This window comes from Nocardioides flavus (ex Wang et al. 2016) (assembly GCF_014653115.1).
GTDB lineage: Bacteria > Actinomycetota > Actinomycetes > Propionibacteriales > Nocardioidaceae > Nocardioides > Nocardioides flavus.
The window spans coordinates 118326-134848 of record NZ_BNAD01000002.1; the positions used below are offsets into that span (position 1 = coordinate 118326).

A 16523-nucleotide genomic window follows, 5' to 3' on the forward strand; every position below is an offset into this window, starting at 1 on the left:
CCCTCCTCACGGCGTCACGCTGAGGGCATGAACGACACCCCCGCACCGGGTTCGGCGACCGCCGTCGCCACCCGCCCCGTCGCGCCGCGCCAGCTCGACTGGCTGCGCACCGAGCTGGCCGACTGGACCTCGCAGGGCATCATCAGCGAGGACCAGGCCACGCGCATCTCGACCCGGGTCGCGACCCGGTACCCCGCCGAGCACCACGCCCGCCTCGGGATGGGCCGCGTCTTCCTCTACCTCGGCGCCGCCTTCGTCGGCGTCGGGCTCATCTGGCTGGTCGCCGCCAACCTCGACGACCTGTCGCCCCTCGCGCGGTTCCTGACCATCGCGGCGTTGTGGCTGGCCTTCCTCGTCGGCGGCGAGGTGCTCGCCTCGCGCCGTGCATCCGCGCCCGTGGTGGGTGCCGTACGGCTGCTGGCCGCCCTCGGCGCCGGTGCCGTGATCTTCCAGGCCGCGCAGTCGCTCCAGGTCCCGGCCTACGAGCCCCGCCTCGTCGGCCTGTGGGCCGTCGGGACGCTGCTGCACGCCTACGTGACCCGGGCGGTCATGCCGTTCCTCGTCGGCGTCGGCACCGGTGTCACGTGGTGGTTCATGCAGCCCCTGTGGGACGCGCCCAACGGCCTCACGGTCGTGATGCTCATGGGGGCGGGGGCGGTCCTGGCCGCCGCGCTGGCGGTGCTGCACGACCGGTGGATCGAGGCCTTCGCCTGGACCTGGCGCACCGTCGCGGGCGGCATGGCGCTGCTGGCGCTGTTCGTCGCCGCCATCCCGGACGTCGGCAGCGACGGGATCTCCTGGAGCACCTGGCTGGTGGTCGCGCTGGTCCTCGCCGGCGTCGCCACGCTCGCGGCAGCGCTCGTACGTCCCGGCGCGCGCATCCTGGAGCCGCTGGGCGCGGTGGTGGTCCTGGTGGCAGCGACCTTGATCGGTCTCTGGACCACTGGCACAGACACCTCCGACATCGACGCTGCCGACTGGGCGCACGCTGCGATCTCGGTCCTCGCCTACGTCGTCCTGGCTGTGGGCCTGGTGGCCCTCGGCACGCTGCGTGACCACCCGCCGCTCACCTGGATGGCGATGATCGGGCTCGTCGGGTTCACGACCTTCCAGAGCTTCGCCGTCTTCGCCCCCATCGTCACGGGGGCCTGGCTCTTCGTCGTCCTGGGCACGGTCTTCCTCGGCACCGGCTTCCTCTTCGACCGGGCGCGCCGCGAGCTCGCCTCAGCCCTCGAGCCCGGCTCCGACGCGGGCCCCGGCTCGCGCCCCACCTCACCGAAGGGAACCGAGCGATGAACCGCACCGTGACCACCGGCCTCGTCGCCGTGAGCCAGCTCGTCCTGGTCGGGCTGGGCGTCGCGCCGCAGCTGTCCGCCCGGGTGGCGGGCGACTCCTACCTCGTACGGGTGGCGCCGCTGGACCCGATCGACCCGTTCCGGGGGGCGTACGTCGCGCTCGACTACCCGGACCTGCGCCACGACGACTCGCAGTCCATGGTCGAGCCCGGGCTCGGCGCCCTGGACGACGGGGAGTCCGGCGACCTCTACATCAGCCTCGCCGAGGCCGACGGCGTCTGGAAGGCCTCGGACTGGTCGCGCGAGCGCCCCGAGGACGGCCCCTACCTGGCCTGCGACGACCGCTCGTGGCAGATCCGGTGCGGCATCGAGAGCTTCTTCCTGCCGCAGGACCAGGCGCGCGAGACCGAGGACCTGCTGCGCGACGGCGCCGTCGCGGAGCTCCGCGTCGACGGACGCGGCAACGCAGCCGTGGTGGACGTGCGCGAGCCCTGAGCCGCCGTCACGACCTCAGCCGCCGGCGACCGCCGGGATCACCGAGACCTGCACGCCGTCGGGCGTCGCGGTCTGCAGCTCGTCGAGGAAGCGCACGTCGTCGTTGCCGACGTAGACGTTGACGAAGCGCCGCAGCTGGCCCGCCTCGTCGAGGATCCTGCCCTTGATCCCGGCATAGCGGGCGTCGAGGTCGTCGAGCACGGCGGCGAGCGTGTCACCCTCCGCGGCGACCTCGGACTCGCCCCCGGTGTAGGTGCGGAGGATGGTGGGGATCCGTACGGAGACGCTCATGACTGGGGTCCTGCCTCTCGGAGGATGCCGGACGCCACGAAGGCGTCGTAGCTCGGGGCGATGGTGGCGGCGGCGCCGACCCGGTCGGACACCGCGTCGAGGGTCTTGAGGCCGTGGCCGGTGTTGATCACGACCGTCTCGAGGGAGGTGTCGAGCTGGCCGGTCTCCACGAGCTTCTTGAGCACGCCGACGGTGGTGCCGCCGGCGGTCTCGGTGAAGATGCCTTCCGTACGGGCCAGCAGCACGATCGCGTCGCGGACCTCGTCGTCGGTGATGTCCTCGACCGCCCCGCCCGTGCGGCGGCAGATGTCGAGGACGTAGATGCCGTCCGCGGGGTTGCCGATCGCCAGGCTCTTGGCGATGGTGTCGGGCTTGACCGGGCGGATCGCGTCGGTCTCGGCCTTGTAGGCCACGGACACCGGCGAGCAGCCGGTCGCCTGCGCGCCGAACACCTTGTAGGGCTTGTCCTCGACGAGGCCGAGGGCGATGAGCTCCTGGAACGCCTTGTCGACCTTGGTCAGCTGCGAGCCCGAGGCGACCGGGATGACGATCTGGTCGGGCAAGCGCCAGCCGAGCTGCTCGGCGATCTCGTAGCCGAGGGTCTTGGAGCCCTCGGCGTAGAACGGGCGCACGTTGACGTTGACGAACGCCCAGCCCTCCTCCTCGCCGGCGATCTCGGAGGCGAGCTTGTTGACGTCGTCGTAGTTGCCGTCGACTGCGACGAGCTTCTCGGTGAAGACCGCCGAGTTGACCTTCTTCGGCGTCTCGAGGTTGCTCGGGATGAAGACCACGGTGGGGATCCCGGCGCGGGCACCCGCCGCGGCGACGGCGTTGGCGAGGTTGCCGGTCGAGGGGCAGGCGAAGACCTTCGCGTCGAGCTCGCGGGCGGCGCTCAGGGCGCACGCGACCACGCGGTCCTTGAACGAGTTGGTCGGGTTGGTCGAGTCGTCCTTGACCCACAGCTTCTCGAGGCCGAGCTCGCGGGCGAGGTTCTTCGCCTCGAGCAGACGCGTGAACCCGGGCTCGGTGTTGGGGCTCTGCTCGATGTCGGTGGGCACCGGCAGCAGCGCCTTGTAGCGCCAGATGTTGCGGGGTCCGGCGGCGATCTCCTCGCGGGTCACCGTCGGGAAGTCGTAGGCCACCTCCAGTGGCCCGAAACACTCGGGACAGGCGTACGACGGGCCCAGCTCGACCTCGTGGCCGCACTCCCGGCAGGCCAGGGAGCGGGCGTTGCCGAAGGCACCCTCCCGGAGTCCGTGGCGCCGGGTCGTGCTCGTGGTCTCGTCCAGCAGGGTGCTCATGAAGTCCTCCTTCTCATCTGTCCCCGCGACTCTCGCGTGGGCCGGATTTGGCACCTGCTCCCGCGACTGCCGGACGATTCCGGACAGGAGGCTCGCGAGTGGTTGCCGGGACTTCGACGGGCCGTTCCCTCAGTCCCTCATGATGAGCAGGCTCAGCCTAGGCGCGTCGTCTCACGATGCGCACATCGAGTCCAGCATGTGGTCGCCGCACCATGGCGCCGCCGCCCCGGGCGACGGGTCAGCGGCGGCGGGCGAGGTCGCCCAACAGCTCGACCACGCCGGGCGGACCGTCGACGACGACGTCGGCGAGGCGTACGAGGTCGGGCTGCTCCTGCGAGGCCGAGCACACCACCAGTCCCGGCAGCCCGTCGGCGCGCAGCGCGCGGACGGCCTCGAAGGCCTCGACGTCGCCGAGGTCGTCCCCACCGAAGACCACCCCGACCGCCTCCTGCTCGGCGACGAAGGCGCGCAGGGCCTGGCCCTTGTGCATGTCTCCCGAGCGCACCTCGATGACGTTGCGGCCGGGCTCGATGGTGAGGCGGTGACGCTCGGCCAGGGCCGCGATCGGCTTCACGAGGCGCTCGAAGGCTCCGGCGGGGTCGTCCATCCGCCGGGTGTGCACCGCGACGGCGAGCCCCTTCTCCTCGACGTAGGCCTCGGCAGCGCCGGCGCTGCGGAGCACCTGGGGCAGCTCGCGCTCGAAGCTCGCCAGCCCCGCCGGCGGGCGCGGCGAGCGGATCCGCTGCTCGGTGGCCGACCACCTCTCGTTGCCGTACTGGCCGAACACGAAGAGCTCGGCCCCCCGGTCGAGCATGGCGTCGCCGAGGGCGTCGAGGTCGCCCATCGCGATCGCCTGGCGGGCCGGACGACCGGTGATCACCGCGACGGCACGCACCGCCTCCGCGAGCTCGAGGAGGGCACCGGGCGCACCGGGGTGCAGGCGCGCCGCCTCCGGGTCGTCCACCACCGGTGAGAGGGTGCCGTCGAAGTCGAGGCCGACGACCACTCCGTCCAGGACGTCGCGCACGGCGTCGTAGTGGGCGCGCGCGTCGTCGGAGGTGAACTCCATGGACTCACCCAACCACGCGGGGCCCGCGCACGCCGAACCGTCCCGGCGACCGGGCGCCTCAGCGGGGCGCGTCGGCGGTGAGGATGACCGTCAGCCGGTCGCGCTTCATCACGCCCACGGCGGGTGCCGTGCGCTTGATGCCGAGGTCGAGGGCGAGCTGCTTGCCGGCCGCCTCGAGCCGCGGCGGGAAGTAGACGGTGCTGGTCGGGATGAGCCCCTGCCAGTTGTCCTCACCCACGACCGACCAGCCGACGCCGGTGGCCCGGGCGGCAGTGGCGGCCGCGAGGCCCTTGATGCCGGAGTTGTTGTAGACCTCGACGTAGACCTCGCCGCGCTGGACCCGCGGCTTGGGCTTGGCGGCCTTGGTCTCGGTCGGGGTCGCCTCGGGCTCGACCGAGGGCGACTGCTCGGCGCTGGCGATCGTGGCGGTGTCGACCCGACGCTCGGTCGGCGCCTGGTCGCGTGTGGCGATGAAGGTGATCGACGCCATGGCGACGGCCAGGACGGAGAGCATCACGAGCGGCGACGGGAACGCCACGCCGCGCTCGTCGCGAGCGCGGCGGTGCGGGGAACGGCCGGGACTGGGGAAGGAGGCCATGGGGAAGGTGACCAATCGTGAGTGGGTGGGTCTTCGCGTGGGTCAGATCTCGAAGCCGAGGCGGCGCGCGGAGCGCTGCCGCTGGCGCGACGCGCGGAGCCGGCGCAGTCGACGCACGAGGAGCGGGTCGGCCTCGAGGGCCTCGGGACGGTCGATGAGGGCGTTGAGGACCTGGTAGTAGCGGGTCGAGGACATGTCGAACTTGTCGCGGACGGCCTGCTCCTTGGCGCCGGCGTACTTCCACCAGTGGCGCTCGAACTCGAGGATGTCGCGGTCGCGCTGGCTCAGCCCGGCAGCAGTCTCCTGCTCGGTTGGGACGTGCTTCGCTGCGTCCATGCGTGTGCTCCTCCTCGACCCCACGTCCGCCCGTGGCCGGGTGGACTGGGTCCAGTCTAGGCGACGAACCACAACGATGTCATTCGCCTCCGGCGAGTCGTCTGGACAAACCGGAGCCCGTCCACGAGGGACACCGCGGGGTGGTCTCGGTGTCACCACGCGTCGATAGGGTGGCGACGTGAGCCAAGCGCCCCAGGCAGACCTCGTGATCGTGGCCAACCGCCTGCCCGTGGACCGGGTGCGCCAGCCGGACGGCACCGATTCCTGGCGTCGCTCCCCCGGCGGCCTGGTCACCGCGCTCGAGCCGGTGCTGCGCGCCAACGACGGCGCGTGGATCGGCTGGCCCGGATCCGCCGACGACGACGACTTCGAGCCGTTCGTCGAGGACGGGCTCTCCCTGGTGCCGGTGTCTCTGAGCGCGCAGGAGGTCGAGGAGTTCTACGAGGGGTTCTCCAACGGCACCCTCTGGCCGCTCTACCACGACGTCGTCGCCAAGCCCGAGTTCCACCGGGAGTGGTGGGACTCCTACGTCACGGTCAACCAGCGATTCGCCGACCGGGCCGCCGAGGTGGCGGCCGAGGGGGCGACGGTCTGGGTGCAGGACTACCAGCTCCAGCTGGTGCCGCAGATGCTGCGGGCCCGCCGCCCCGACCTGAGGATCGGCTTCTACCTCCACATCCCGTTCCCGCCGGCCGAGCTGTTCTCCCAGCTCCCGTGGCGCCGCCAGATCCTCGAGGGCCTCCTCGGGGCGGACCTCATCGGCTTCCAGCTGCCCGGCGCGGCGGCCAACTTCGTACGCCTCGTGCGCAGCCGCGTCGGTCACAAGACCCACCGCGACACCATCTACCTGCCCGACGGGCGGCCCGTGAAGGCGACCGCCTTCCCCATCTCGATCGACACCGCGGGCTTCGAGGAGCTCGCCCGGTCCGAGGACGTCGAGAAGCGCGCGGCCGAGATCCGTGATGCCCTGGGCAATCCCCGCCGGATCTTCCTCGGCGTCGACCGCCTCGACTACACCAAGGGCATCCACTCGCGCCTGCGCGCCTTCGGCGAGCTGGTCCGCGACGGCCAGCTCGACGTCGAGGACGCCGTGTTCGTCCAGGTCGCCACGCCCTCGCGCGAGCGCGTCGAGCAGTACCGCGTCCTCCGCGACGAGATCGAGCTCCTCGTGGGCCGGATCAACGGCGACCACGGCCGCATCGGCCGCCCGGCCATCTCCTACATGCACTCCTCCTACCCCCGCGAGGAGATGGCCGCCCTCTACCGGGCCGCCGACGTGATGGTGGTGACGCCCTTCCGTGACGGCATGAACCTCGTCGCCAAGGAGTACGTCGCCTGCCGGTTCGAGGACGACGGCGCGCTGGTGCTCTCGGAGTTCGCCGGTGCGGCCCAGGAGCTGCGCCAGGCCTGGCTGGTCAACCCCTACGACATCGACGGGATGAAGTCCGCGCTGCTCGAGGCCTACGCGGCCGACGCGAAGGAGACCGCGCGGCGCATGCGTGCGATGCGCAAGACCGTCGTGGCCAACGACGTCGCCAAGTGGGCGGCCGACTTCCTGCGCGAGCTCGAGGCACTGCCCGACCACCACGACAAGACGGTGCGCCAGTCGCGCGTGCGCTGAGCCCGTACGCGCCGGTCAGGCGCGCTCGCTCGTCCCGACGCCGGCGCCGTGGGTGGCGTCCTGGGCCACCATGATCGACTCGATCTCCTCCGCCAGGTGCGGGCCGAGGCGCCGCCAGGACGGGTCGTAGCCGTAGATCGAGCCGAGGCCGACGGCCGAACGGGTGCCGTCGAGGAGGTCGACGTCCGCCGGAGCGATGAGTCCCGGGTGCACGACCCCGACGGCCTCGGCGACCTTGAGCAGGTCGCGGCGGAAGGAACGGATGTAGTTCGCGGCCCGCACGCTCTTGAGGCCGACGTCGAGACCGCGCGTGTAGCGCGGGTTCTGGGTGGCCACGCCCACCGGGCAGTGGTCGGTGTGGCACTTCTGCGCCTGGATGCAGCCGATGGCCATCATGGCCTCCCGGCCGACGTTGACCATGTCGGCGCCCAGGGCGAACGCGACCACCGCGTTCTCCGGGATGCCGAGCTTGCCGGCGCCGACGAAGACCACGTCGTCGCTCAGCCCCGCGGCGGCGAAGCGCCGGTAGACCTCGGCGAAGGCGATGCGGAAGGGGTAGGCGACGGAGTCGGCGAAGATCATCGGCGCGGCACCGGTGCCGCCCTCACCGCCGTCGATGTTGACGAAGTCCACCCCGCGCCCGCCGCGCGCCATCTCCTCGGTCAGCTCGTCCCACATCGTGAGGTTGCCGACGGCCGACTTGATGCCGACGGGCAGGCCGGTGGCCTCGGCGACCGTCTCCACGAAGTCGAGCATCGAGTCGACGTCGGAGAAGACCTCGTGCCGGCTCGGCGAGGCGCAGTCGCGGCCCTCGGGGATGCCGCGGATCTCGGCGATCTCCCGGCTGACCTTCTCCCCGGGCAACATGCCGCCGAGCCCGGGCTTGGCGCCCTGGCTCAGCTTGATCTCGATGGCCCGCACCGGAGCGGAGTGCACGAGGTCGACGAGCCGGGCCAGGTCGAAGCGACCGCGCTCGTCGCGGCAACCGAAGTAGGCGGTGCCGACCTGGAAGACGATGTCGCCGCCGTGGCGGTGGTGTGCCGACAGCGCACCCTCGCCGGTGTTCTGCAGGCAGTCGGTCATCGCAGCGCCCTTGTTGAGCGCCTCGATCGCCTTGCCCGACAGCGAGCCGAAGCTCATGCCGGAGATGTTGACCACCGATCCGGGACGGAAGGCGTGCCTGCGTCCCCGGGCGGCCCCCATCACCTTGGCGCACGGGAGCGCGATCTCCTCCTGCGCGTGCGGCATCGTCGCCGCCCCCGGTCCGGCGAAGGTGCGGTGCTTGATGATCGGGTAGCCCTCGACGCGCTCCACGTCGTTGTCGGTGCCGAAGCCGAAGTAGTTGTTCTCCAGCTTGGAGCTGGCATAGACCCAGCGCCGCTGGTCGCGGCTGAACGGGCGCTCCTCGTCGTTGCTCGTGACGATGTACTGGCGCAGCTCGGGACCGAACCGCTCCACGAGGAACCTGCCGTGCCCCACGACGGGGAAGTTGCGCAGGATCGCGTGCTTGCGCTGGACCAGGTCGTGGACCGTGGTCGCCGCGGCCGCGGCCGCGGTGCCGCCCAGGATCGCGTACCTCCACCTCATGGGGTCGTTCCTAGCCGCCCCCGGCCGCGATGTCGAGGAAGCCCACCCCTGCGGGCCGGTCGGGCGGGGTCAGGCGAGCTCGCCCCGCGCCAGGCTGACGCCGGAGTGCGTGGGGTCGCCGTCGTCGGGCTCGACGGAGATGTCGACGATCCGGTAGCCCTGGTCGACCAGCTCCATGGGGACGTCGAACTCTCCCTCGGTGCCAGAGGCGAGGAGCCCGATCGAGATCATCCGTACGCCGTCGACGTTGATCAGCCACACCTCGTGCACGCCCGGCGCGTCGCCGAGCTCGGTGGCGCTCACCCGGATGGTGAAGGTGTCCTCCGAGCGCACCGCGCTCGCCCGGCCGCGGTCGGCGTCGCTGTCGAGCGCGGTGAGGGTGGCCGCAGCCACGACCGTGCCGGTGTCGACCGGGGGGGCGACCGCCTCGGGCGTCTCGGTGTCCGCGCCCCACCGGCCGAGGCCGAGGCCGGCGACCAGCGCCAGTGCCGCCGCGACCGCGGCGAGCCAGACAGGGACGCCGCGCCGGGACGCACGCGTCTCCACGGACGGGGAGGACACCATGGCGACGTCGCCTGCCCGCACCTGGGCCAGCACCTGGGCCCGCACGTGCTCGGGCGGTGCGACGAGCGCATCGGCGCCCGCGCGCCGGCGTACGCCGGTGAACGAGGCCACCAGCCCGGCGCACTCGGGGCACGTCGCGGCGTGCTCTCGGACGTCCTCGGAGGCGTCGGCGGGGTCGAGCGCGAGCCCGGCCAGCCGGTCGGGATCAACGTGATCCATGGCGCACCCCCTCGAGCTGCTGGTGGAGCTTCATGAGGCCACGACGGACGTGGCTCTTGACGGTGCCGAGTGGCAGGCCGACGGTCTCGGCGATCTCGGCGTGGCTGCGCTCCTCCCAGAAGGCGAGGAACAAGATGGTGCGGCGCGGGTCAGGCATCTCGTCGACTGCCTGCCGTACGACAAGTCGTTCGGCGACGTCCTCGTCGACGGATGGGTCGACGCCGTCGTGGGCGCCGGGCAAGGACACGACGGCCGCCAGGCGATCGGCGTCCCGGGCCCGTGCCGCCCGTACGTCGGAGACCTTGTGCCGGGCGATTCCGAGCAGCCAGGCGGGCAGTGCGGACGGGCTGGGGGTCAGGGTGTGGCGACTGCGCCAGGCTGCGACGAAGACCTGCTGGGTCACGTCCTCGGCGTCGTGCTGGTCGTGCAGCGCCCGCAGCGCATAGGTGTGGACCAGCGCCGACCACCGGTCGTAGATCGACTCGAGGGCTCCCTCGTCCCCGGCGACGAGCCGCGCGGCGAGCGCGCGGACCCCGTCGTCCTGCTCGTCGGCGAACGTCAGTGCCTCGGTGACCACGCGGTCACCGTACCGGCGGGGCGAGCGGGCGGGGAACGGGATGATGGTCATCGCCGCTCCCCGCCCGTCAGGCCTCGCGTCGCCGTCGGTGGATCAGAGGTCGATCGGGCGCAGGACGCGGTCGATGCCGTGCGCGACCTGCTTGTTGCCCTTGTTGAGGTCGAGGGCCTTCAGCACGACGCGCGGGTCGCGGTCGTTGCGGTCCTTGTCCTTGAGCGTGATGCGCAGGGACGGCTTCATGCGGACCTTGACCTTGACCGTCTCGCCCGCGGCCGTCATCAGCTTCGCGTTGTTGGCCTTGAGCACCTTCTTGCTCGTGAGCGTCTTGCCCGGCACCACGTGGTAGAGCAGGACGGTCTCGATGGTGTCGACGCCGGCGAGCTCGACCAGCGCGTCGAAGATCTTCTTCTCGCTCTTGATGGTCTGGCCGGTGAGGTCCTTGACGAGCAGGCGGAAGGCCTGGTCGGTGGGAGCGAAGACGGTGGCGCGCTTCGTGCCGTCGGCCAGGATGGCGACCGGCGACTCCGGCTTGGCGCCGACGATGGCGAGAGCGGCCTCGGTGACGATGTCGAAGTCGTTCTTGTTCTTGTCGAAGTTGTTGCCGTCCGAGGTGAGCAGGCCGGCGAGGCTGTCCTCGCCGACCGCCTTGGCGCTGGCGGCCGGAGCGGCGGCCATGGTGCCGAGGGCGAGCGCCGAGGCGGCGAGGATGGCGGGTACGCGACGAGCCATGGGAAGTCCTTCCGTCAGGGGCGCCCGGTGGCGCCCGTCACCCCCTTCTCCGGCCGAGGGCGCCCGGTGGATGCACCCGGCCCGTAGATTTCTTCCATGGACCTGATCCCCACACCCGAACAGGTGGTCGCCGCAGCCGGGAACGTGGCGCACACGCTGCTCTACGGCGGGCTGGCCGACCTGCGTCCCATGCCCCGCACGTTGATCGACGACGGGGAGCTGCGCGAGGTCTACCACTACCGCCCGGCCAAGGACGTGCCTGCGAAGGGCGACCCGGTGCTGCTGGTCACACCGCTGGCCGCCCCGTCGCTGTGCTTCGACCTGCGCCGCGGGTGCTCGCTGGTCGAGCACCTCGTCACGGAGGGCCGCCCGACCTACCTCCTGGAGTACGGGCAGGTGTCCTTCCGCAACCGGTCGCTGGGCATGGAGCACTGGGTGGACGAGGTGGTCCCCGAGGCCGTCCGGGCCGTGCACGAGCACTCCGGCGGTCGCGGCGTGCACCTCGTCGGATGGAGCCTCGGCGGCATCTTCACGCTGCTCGTCGCCGCCGACCGGCAGGACCTGCCCATCGCATCCATCACGGTTGTCGGTTCGCCGGTCGACGTCACCAAGGTCCCCCTCGTCGCGCCCGTACGCCCCCTGCTCAACCTGACCCAGGGCCGCGGCGCCATCACCCGGGCCTACCGCGCGCTGGGCGGGATCCCCCAGCCGTTCGTCAACTGGGCGTTCACCGCGGCCTCCGCCCAGAAGGTCGTCACCAAGCCGCTGGCGGTGCTGACGCACCTCGACGACACCGACTACCTCGCCCAGCTCGAGGCGGTGGACCGGTTCCGCGCCAACATGTTCGCCTATCCCGGCCGGACGTTCGGGCAGCTCTACCACCGCTTCGTCAAGGGCAACTCCCTCGCGGGCGGCACCATGGAGATCGGCGACCGGACCGTCGACCTGGCGGAGGTCTCGGTCCCGACGCTCGTCTTCGCCGGCAACACCGACGGCATCGCGCCGCTCCCCGCCGTACGCGCGGTGGTGCCGCTGCTGACCGGTGCCTCGCAGGTGCGCTTCGAGGTCGTGCCGGGCGGCCACCTCGGCATGCTCACGGGCCGGGCCGCGCGCGGGACGACGTGGACGGTCATCGACGAGTGGGTCGACGAGTGGTCGGGCGCAGCCCCGGCGACAGCGCCGACCGCCGCGCGCACCGCTCGCACGGCGGCCGCGCGGAAGGCACCCGCGAAGAAGGCACCGGTGAAGAAGGCACCCGCGAAGAAGGCGCCCGCGGCGAAGAAGCCATCCGCCGACACGATCGGCTCCAACCCGTCCCGGCGCTACGGGTCGGCGGGCTCGCGGGCCCTGGGCCAGCGATGACCAGCCCGATGGGCGCGCTCGCCGGGCTCGTCGACAAGGGACTGGTGGCCGAGGACTGGGCCGAGGCGCTGGCACCGGTCGACGAGCAGATCGCGGGCATGGGCCGATTCCTGCGCGAGGAGCTGGCGTCCGGCCGGGACTACCAGCCGGCGGGCGACCGCGTCTTCCGAGCGTTCGAGCGCCCGCTGGCCGACGTACGAATCCTGGTCGTGGGCCAGGACCCCTACCCCAACCCCGACCACCCGATCGGGCTGAGCTTCGCCGTCGAACGGCACGTCCGCCCCCTGCCGCCGAGCCTGCGGAACATCTACGCCGAGCTGCGCGACGACCTCGGGATCGGACCACCCGGCCACGGCGACCTGTCGGCCTGGTCCGACCAGGGGGTCATGCTGCTCAACCGGGTCCTCACCGTGCGTCCGGGGGACTCCAACTCCCACCAGGGCAAGGGCTGGGAAGCCGTCACCGAGCGGGCGGTCGTCGCGCTGGCGGAGCGGGGTGGGCCCTGCGCGGCGATCCTGTGGGGGCGGCACGCCCAGTCACTCAAGCCCCTGCTCGGTTCGATGCCGGCGGTGGAGTCGGCACACCCGTCGCCGCTCAGCGCGCGCCGCGGATTCTTCGGGTCGAAGCCTTTCAGCGCGGTCAACCGGTTGCTCGAGGAGCAGGGCGCGGACCCGGTCGACTGGGCCCTTCCGGAATATAATTGAAGACTGCACTATTGGGGTTGTCATGAACGCACGCATGCCTGCCCTCTACATCGGCCACGGCGCACCGCCCCTGCTCGACGACCCCACCTGGTCCGGACAGCTGGCCGCCTGGGCGGGCGACCTGCCGCGCCCGAAGGCGATTCTCATCGTCTCCGCGCACTGGGAGTCGGCGCCCGTCAGCCTGTCCGCGAGCGGCGCCCCGCTGGTCTACGACTTCGGCGGGTTCGCGCCGAAGTACTACCGGATGACCTACGAGACGCCGGACGCCTCGGCGCTGGCCCAGCGGGTCGCGGCGATGATGCCGACCGGCGAGCCCGTGCACCAGCACACCTCGCGCGGGCTCGACCACGGCGCGTGGGTGCCGCTCAAGATCATGTACCCCGAGGCCGACGTGCCGGTGCTCCAGATGTCGCTGCCGACCGACGACCCGCACCGGCTGATGAAGCTCGGCGAGCGGCTGCGCCCCCTGCGCGACGAGGGCGTGCTGATCATCGGCTCCGGCTTCTTGACCCACGGGCTGCCCTTCCTCACCGAGTGGCGGATCGACGCCGCCGTCCCCGGCTGGTCGCGCGACTTCGACCTGTGGGCCGCCGACGCCCTGACCCGCGGCGACGTCGACACGCTCTCCGACTACCGGGCCAAGGCGCCCGGCATGCCGTACGCCCACCCGACCGTCGAGCACTACACACCGCTGTTCGTGACGCTGGGCGCCGCGACGACCCCCGACGACCCCGGCGCCCAGGTCATCGACGGCTACTGGATGGGGCTGTCCAAGCGGTCCCTCCAGGTCGCCTGACCCACGCCGCGAGCTCCTTCGTCGCTCGCAGCTAGAGTCGTGACGTGCGCGTCCTCTCCATCCAGTCCCACGTCGCCTACGGCCACGTCGGCAACTCAGCGGCCGTCTTCCCCCTCCAGCGGCTCGGCCACGAGGTGTGGCCGGTGCTGACGGTCAACTTCTCCAACCACACCGGCTACGGAGCATGGCGGGGACCGCTGATCGCGGCCGAGGACGTCGCCGCGGTGATCGCCGGCATCGGCGAGCGCGGCGCCTTCGAGACCTGCGACGCGATCCTCTCGGGCTACCAGGGCTCGCCGGAGATCGCCGACGTGATCGTCGACGCCGTCGCGCAGGTCAAGGCTGCCAACCCGCGCGCGACGTACACCTGCGACCCGGTCATGGGCAACGCGACCTCGGGCTGCTTCGTGAACCCGGCGATCCCGCCGAAGTACCGCGAGACCGTCATCCCGGTCGCCGACGTGCTGACCCCCAACCAGTTCGAGCTCGGGTTCATCACCGACCGTGACGCGCTGAGCGGGCCGTCGTCGCTCGGCGACGTCCTGGCCGCGGTCGAGGAGGTGCGTGAGCTGGGTCCGGCGACGGTGCTCGTGACCTCCGTCGACCGCGAGGGCGCGGCCGACGACGCCATCGAGATGCTCGCCGTCACCGGCGAGGGCGCCTGGCTCGTGACCACCCCGCGCCTGCCGATGAAGGCCAACGGCTCCGGCGACATCACCGCAGCCCTGTTCACCGCGCACCTCGAGGCGTCCGGCTCCCCCGCCGACGCGCTCGCCCGTACGGCTTCGTCCGTCTTCGCCGTGCTGAAGGAGACCCTGGACTCCGGCGAGCGCGAGCTGCGGCTGATCGCGGCCCAGGAGGCCATCGCGTCCCCCGCGTGCGAGTTCGAGGTCGAGCAGGTCCGCTGACCTCCGCCGCGCAGCACCAGGAAGGCAGTTCGCCCGATCACCGCGGCGTTCCACGCTCGGGACCGGGTCGCAGGACGCCAACTGCCTTCATGGTGCAGAGCCGGTGACAGGAATCGAACCCGCGACATCATTATTACAAGTAATGCGCTCTACCAACTGAGCTACACCGGCGTGCGCCCGAGGGCGCGGCGGCCATCCTAGGTGAGGGAGGATGGGGTCCGTGCGCCTCCTCCACCTCCCCCACCACGACGGCTCGCCGCTGCACGTCTCCGACGGAGCGCCGGCCCTGGGCGACACCGTCACGGTCCGCGTGCGCACGCACGTGGACGACGCCCCGGTGGAGGGCATGTGGCTGCGCACGACGTACGACGCCGAGCCGGTCTACGTCGAGATGCGCCCGAGCGCGGCGGGGACCACCACCTGGTGGGAGGCGGGCCTGCTGGTGCACAACCCGGTGACCCACTACCGGTTCCTCCTCCAGCGGGCCGACGGGTCGCAGGACTGGCTGACCGGCGCCGGCCTGGTCGGGCACGACGTGCCCGACGCCTCCGACTTCCGGCTCACCGCCCACGCTCCCGCGCCCGACTGGGGGCGCGACGCCGTGGTCTACCAGGTCTTCCCCGACCGCTTCGCCCGCTCGGCCGCGGCCGACGCGCGTGAGACGCCGGACTGGGCACTGGCGGCCGAGTGGGACGACGAGGTGGCCTTCGAGCCCGACGACCCGCGCACGCCGATGCAGCTCTTCGGCGGCGACCTCGACGGCATCACCGAGCACCTCGACCACGTGGCGGCGGTCGGCGCCGACGTCCTCTACACGACCCCCGTCTTCCCGGGGGAGAGCAACCACCGCTACAACGCCACCACGTTCACGGAGGTCGACCCGCTGCTCGGCGGCGACGAGGCGTACGCCCGGCTCAGCGCAGCCGTGCACGAGCGGGGCTGGCGGATCCTGGGCGACCTGACGACCAACCACACCGGCGACACCCACGAGTGGTTCCTCGCCGCGATCGACGACCCCGAGGACCCGCACCGCTCGTTCTACCACTTCGACGACGACGGCACCTACGCCTGCTGGATGGGTCACGGCACGCTGCCCAAGATCAACCACGCGGACCGCGACGTGCGCCACGCGATGGTCGAGGGGCCGGACTCCGTGGTCGGCCGCTGGCTCCAGCCGCCCTTCGACGTGGACGGCTGGCGCATCGACGTCGCCAACATGACGGGCCGCCTCGGCGCCACGGACGTCAACCACGAGGTCGCCCGCGCCGTGCGCGCCACCTCGGAGGCGCTCCGCGCGGACGCGTGGGTCATCGGGGAGCACAACCACGACGCCACCGGCGACGTCGACGGCGACGGCTGGCACGGCACGATGAACTACTCCGGCTTCTCGTGGCCCGTGTGGTCGTGGCTGCGCGACCCCGCCACCCCGGCGCGCGCCTTCGGCCGGCCGGTGCAGGTCGCGCGCCGCGACGGACCTGCGGTGCTCGACACCTTCCGGGCCTGGCAGGGCACGCTCGGCTGGCGGGCGACGGAGTCGAGCTGGAACATCCTGGGTTCGCACGACTCGGCCCGCATCCGGACGATCGTCGGCGACCCGGCCGTGCACCGGGTGGCGGCCGGGCTGCAGTTCACGATGCCCGGGGTGCCGATGGTCTTCGCCGGCGACGAGATCGGCCTCGAGGGCGTGACCGGCGAGGACGCCCGCCGCACCATGCCGTGGCACCGCCGCGACGAGTGGGACACGACCACCCTCGCGGCCTACGCCGACCTGGCCTCCCTGCGGCGCAGCCGGGTCGCGCTGCGCCGCGGCGGGCTGCGCTGGGCCCACGTGGACACCGACGTCCTCGCCTACCTGCGCGAGCACCCCGCGGGCAGCGTCCTGGTGGTGGCACGGCGCGGCCCCGGCGACGCGTTCCCGCTCCCCGTGGGCCCCGGACGGCACCTGTTCGGCTCCGAGCCCGGCGGAGCGGACCTGGTCGCCGACGAAGGTCGGGCGGGGGGCGAGGTCGAGGTCCCGGCCTGCGGCGGCCCCCGGTTCGACGTGTGGGAGCTCGACGCCCCGTAGCCGCTA

At 72.1% G+C, this 16523-nt stretch carries 17 protein-coding genes, 1 tRNA gene and 1 riboswitch; of the genes, 8 read left to right on the forward strand and 10 right to left on the reverse strand.

What is annotated here, in order from left to right; genetic code table 11:
• Positions 1-27: 27 nt before the first annotated feature.
• The gene (locus tag IE200_RS05040) at positions 28-1296 is read left to right on the forward strand and encodes a DUF2157 domain-containing protein (protein WP_191278275.1); all 1269 of its coding nucleotides are present in this window, start codon (positions 28-30) and stop codon (positions 1294-1296) included.
• On the forward strand, positions 1293-1790 hold the full coding sequence (locus IE200_RS05045) for a GDYXXLXY domain-containing protein (RefSeq protein WP_191278276.1): 498 nt from the start codon (positions 1293-1295) through the stop codon (positions 1788-1790). Before IE200_RS05040 ends, IE200_RS05045 begins: the two co-directional genes overlap by 4 nt.
• 15 nt (positions 1791-1805) lie before the next feature.
• Here IE200_RS05045 and IE200_RS05050 read toward each other — a convergent pair whose 3' ends face one another.
• The 5 genes from IE200_RS05050 to IE200_RS05070 all read right to left on the reverse strand — a co-directional run bounded on the left by IE200_RS05050 (position 1806) and on the right by IE200_RS05070 (position 5385).
• Positions 1806-2081, reverse strand: a complete 276-nt coding sequence (locus tag IE200_RS05050) for a MoaD/ThiS family protein (RefSeq protein WP_191278278.1) — start codon at positions 2079-2081, stop codon at positions 1806-1808.
• A complete protein-coding gene (gene thrC / locus IE200_RS05055) occupies positions 2078-3382 on the reverse strand; it encodes a threonine synthase (protein WP_191278280.1) in 1305 nt (434 codons plus the stop codon). The genes IE200_RS05050 and thrC overlap by 4 nt, the downstream gene beginning before the upstream one ends.
• Before the next feature lie 10 nt (positions 3383-3392).
• Positions 3393-3531, reverse strand: a riboswitch (SAM riboswitch).
• 89 nt (positions 3532-3620) lie between these two features.
• Positions 3621-4451 (reverse strand): trehalose-phosphatase, encoded by an 831-nt coding sequence (otsB, locus tag IE200_RS05060; RefSeq protein ID WP_191278281.1) that lies wholly within the window; start codon positions 4449-4451, stop codon positions 3621-3623.
• Positions 4452-4509: 58 nt separating this feature from the next.
• Positions 4510-5049, reverse strand: a complete 540-nt coding sequence (locus tag IE200_RS05065) for a LytR C-terminal domain-containing protein (protein WP_191278284.1) — start codon at positions 5047-5049, stop codon at positions 4510-4512.
• A 42-nt stretch (positions 5050-5091) separates the two neighbouring features.
• A complete protein-coding gene (locus IE200_RS05070; protein ID WP_191278286.1) occupies positions 5092-5385 on the reverse strand; it encodes a DUF3263 domain-containing protein in 294 nt (97 codons plus the stop codon).
• A gap of 178 nt (positions 5386-5563) precedes the next feature.
• On the opposite strand from IE200_RS05070, the gene IE200_RS05075 reads away from it, so the two are divergent.
• Positions 5564-7006, forward strand: coding sequence for an alpha,alpha-trehalose-phosphate synthase (UDP-forming) (locus IE200_RS05075; RefSeq protein ID WP_191278288.1), 1443 nt, complete (start codon positions 5564-5566; stop codon positions 7004-7006).
• 15 nt (positions 7007-7021) lie between these two features.
• Here the strand turns inward: IE200_RS05075 and IE200_RS05080 are convergent, their stop codons facing one another.
• From IE200_RS05080 to IE200_RS05095, 4 genes are all read right to left on the reverse strand, one after another.
• Complete coding sequence (locus IE200_RS05080; protein WP_191278289.1) at positions 7022-8593, reverse strand: FMN-binding glutamate synthase family protein; 1572 nt, start codon at positions 8591-8593, stop codon at positions 7022-7024.
• Positions 8594-8662: 69 nt separating this feature from the next.
• Entirely contained in the window at positions 8663-9376 is a 714-nt protein-coding gene (locus tag IE200_RS05085) for an anti-sigma factor (protein WP_191278290.1), read from the reverse strand.
• Positions 9363-10004, reverse strand: a complete 642-nt coding sequence (locus tag IE200_RS05090; RefSeq protein WP_191278292.1) for an RNA polymerase sigma factor — start codon at positions 10002-10004, stop codon at positions 9363-9365. Before IE200_RS05090 ends, IE200_RS05085 begins: the two co-directional genes overlap by 14 nt.
• Before the next feature lie 42 nt (positions 10005-10046).
• Positions 10047-10682 carry a fasciclin domain-containing protein gene (locus IE200_RS05095; protein ID WP_191278294.1) on the reverse strand — a complete coding sequence of 212 codons (636 nt, stop codon included), beginning with the start codon at positions 10680-10682 and terminating at the stop codon, positions 10047-10049.
• A 96-nt stretch (positions 10683-10778) separates the two neighbouring features.
• Between IE200_RS05095 and IE200_RS05100 the strand changes: the two genes are divergently transcribed.
• Genes IE200_RS05100 through pdxY form a run of 4 tightly spaced genes read left to right on the forward strand, consistent with a single transcriptional unit; the run spans position 10779 to position 14452 of the window.
• Entirely contained in the window at positions 10779-12044 is a 1266-nt protein-coding gene (locus tag IE200_RS05100) for an alpha/beta fold hydrolase (protein WP_229856134.1), read from the forward strand.
• An 8-nt stretch (positions 12045-12052) separates the two neighbouring features.
• Positions 12053-12748 (forward strand): uracil-DNA glycosylase, encoded by a 696-nt coding sequence (locus tag IE200_RS05105; RefSeq protein ID WP_191278653.1) that lies wholly within the window; start codon positions 12053-12055, stop codon positions 12746-12748.
• Between the two features lie 22 nt (positions 12749-12770).
• Entirely contained in the window at positions 12771-13544 is a 774-nt protein-coding gene (locus IE200_RS05110) for a dioxygenase family protein (protein WP_191278296.1), read from the forward strand.
• A gap of 44 nt (positions 13545-13588) precedes the next feature.
• Entirely contained in the window at positions 13589-14452 is an 864-nt protein-coding gene (gene pdxY, locus IE200_RS05115) for a pyridoxal kinase PdxY (RefSeq protein WP_191278298.1), read from the forward strand.
• A 98-nt stretch (positions 14453-14550) separates the two neighbouring features.
• Here the strand turns inward: pdxY and IE200_RS05120 are convergent.
• Positions 14551-14623, reverse strand: a tRNA-Thr gene (locus IE200_RS05120).
• Between the two features lie 49 nt (positions 14624-14672).
• Between IE200_RS05120 and IE200_RS05125 the strand changes: the two genes are divergently transcribed.
• A complete protein-coding gene (locus IE200_RS05125; protein WP_229856136.1) occupies positions 14673-16517 on the forward strand; it encodes a glycoside hydrolase family 13 protein in 1845 nt (614 codons plus the stop codon).
• Positions 16518-16523: the final 6 nt, after the last annotated feature.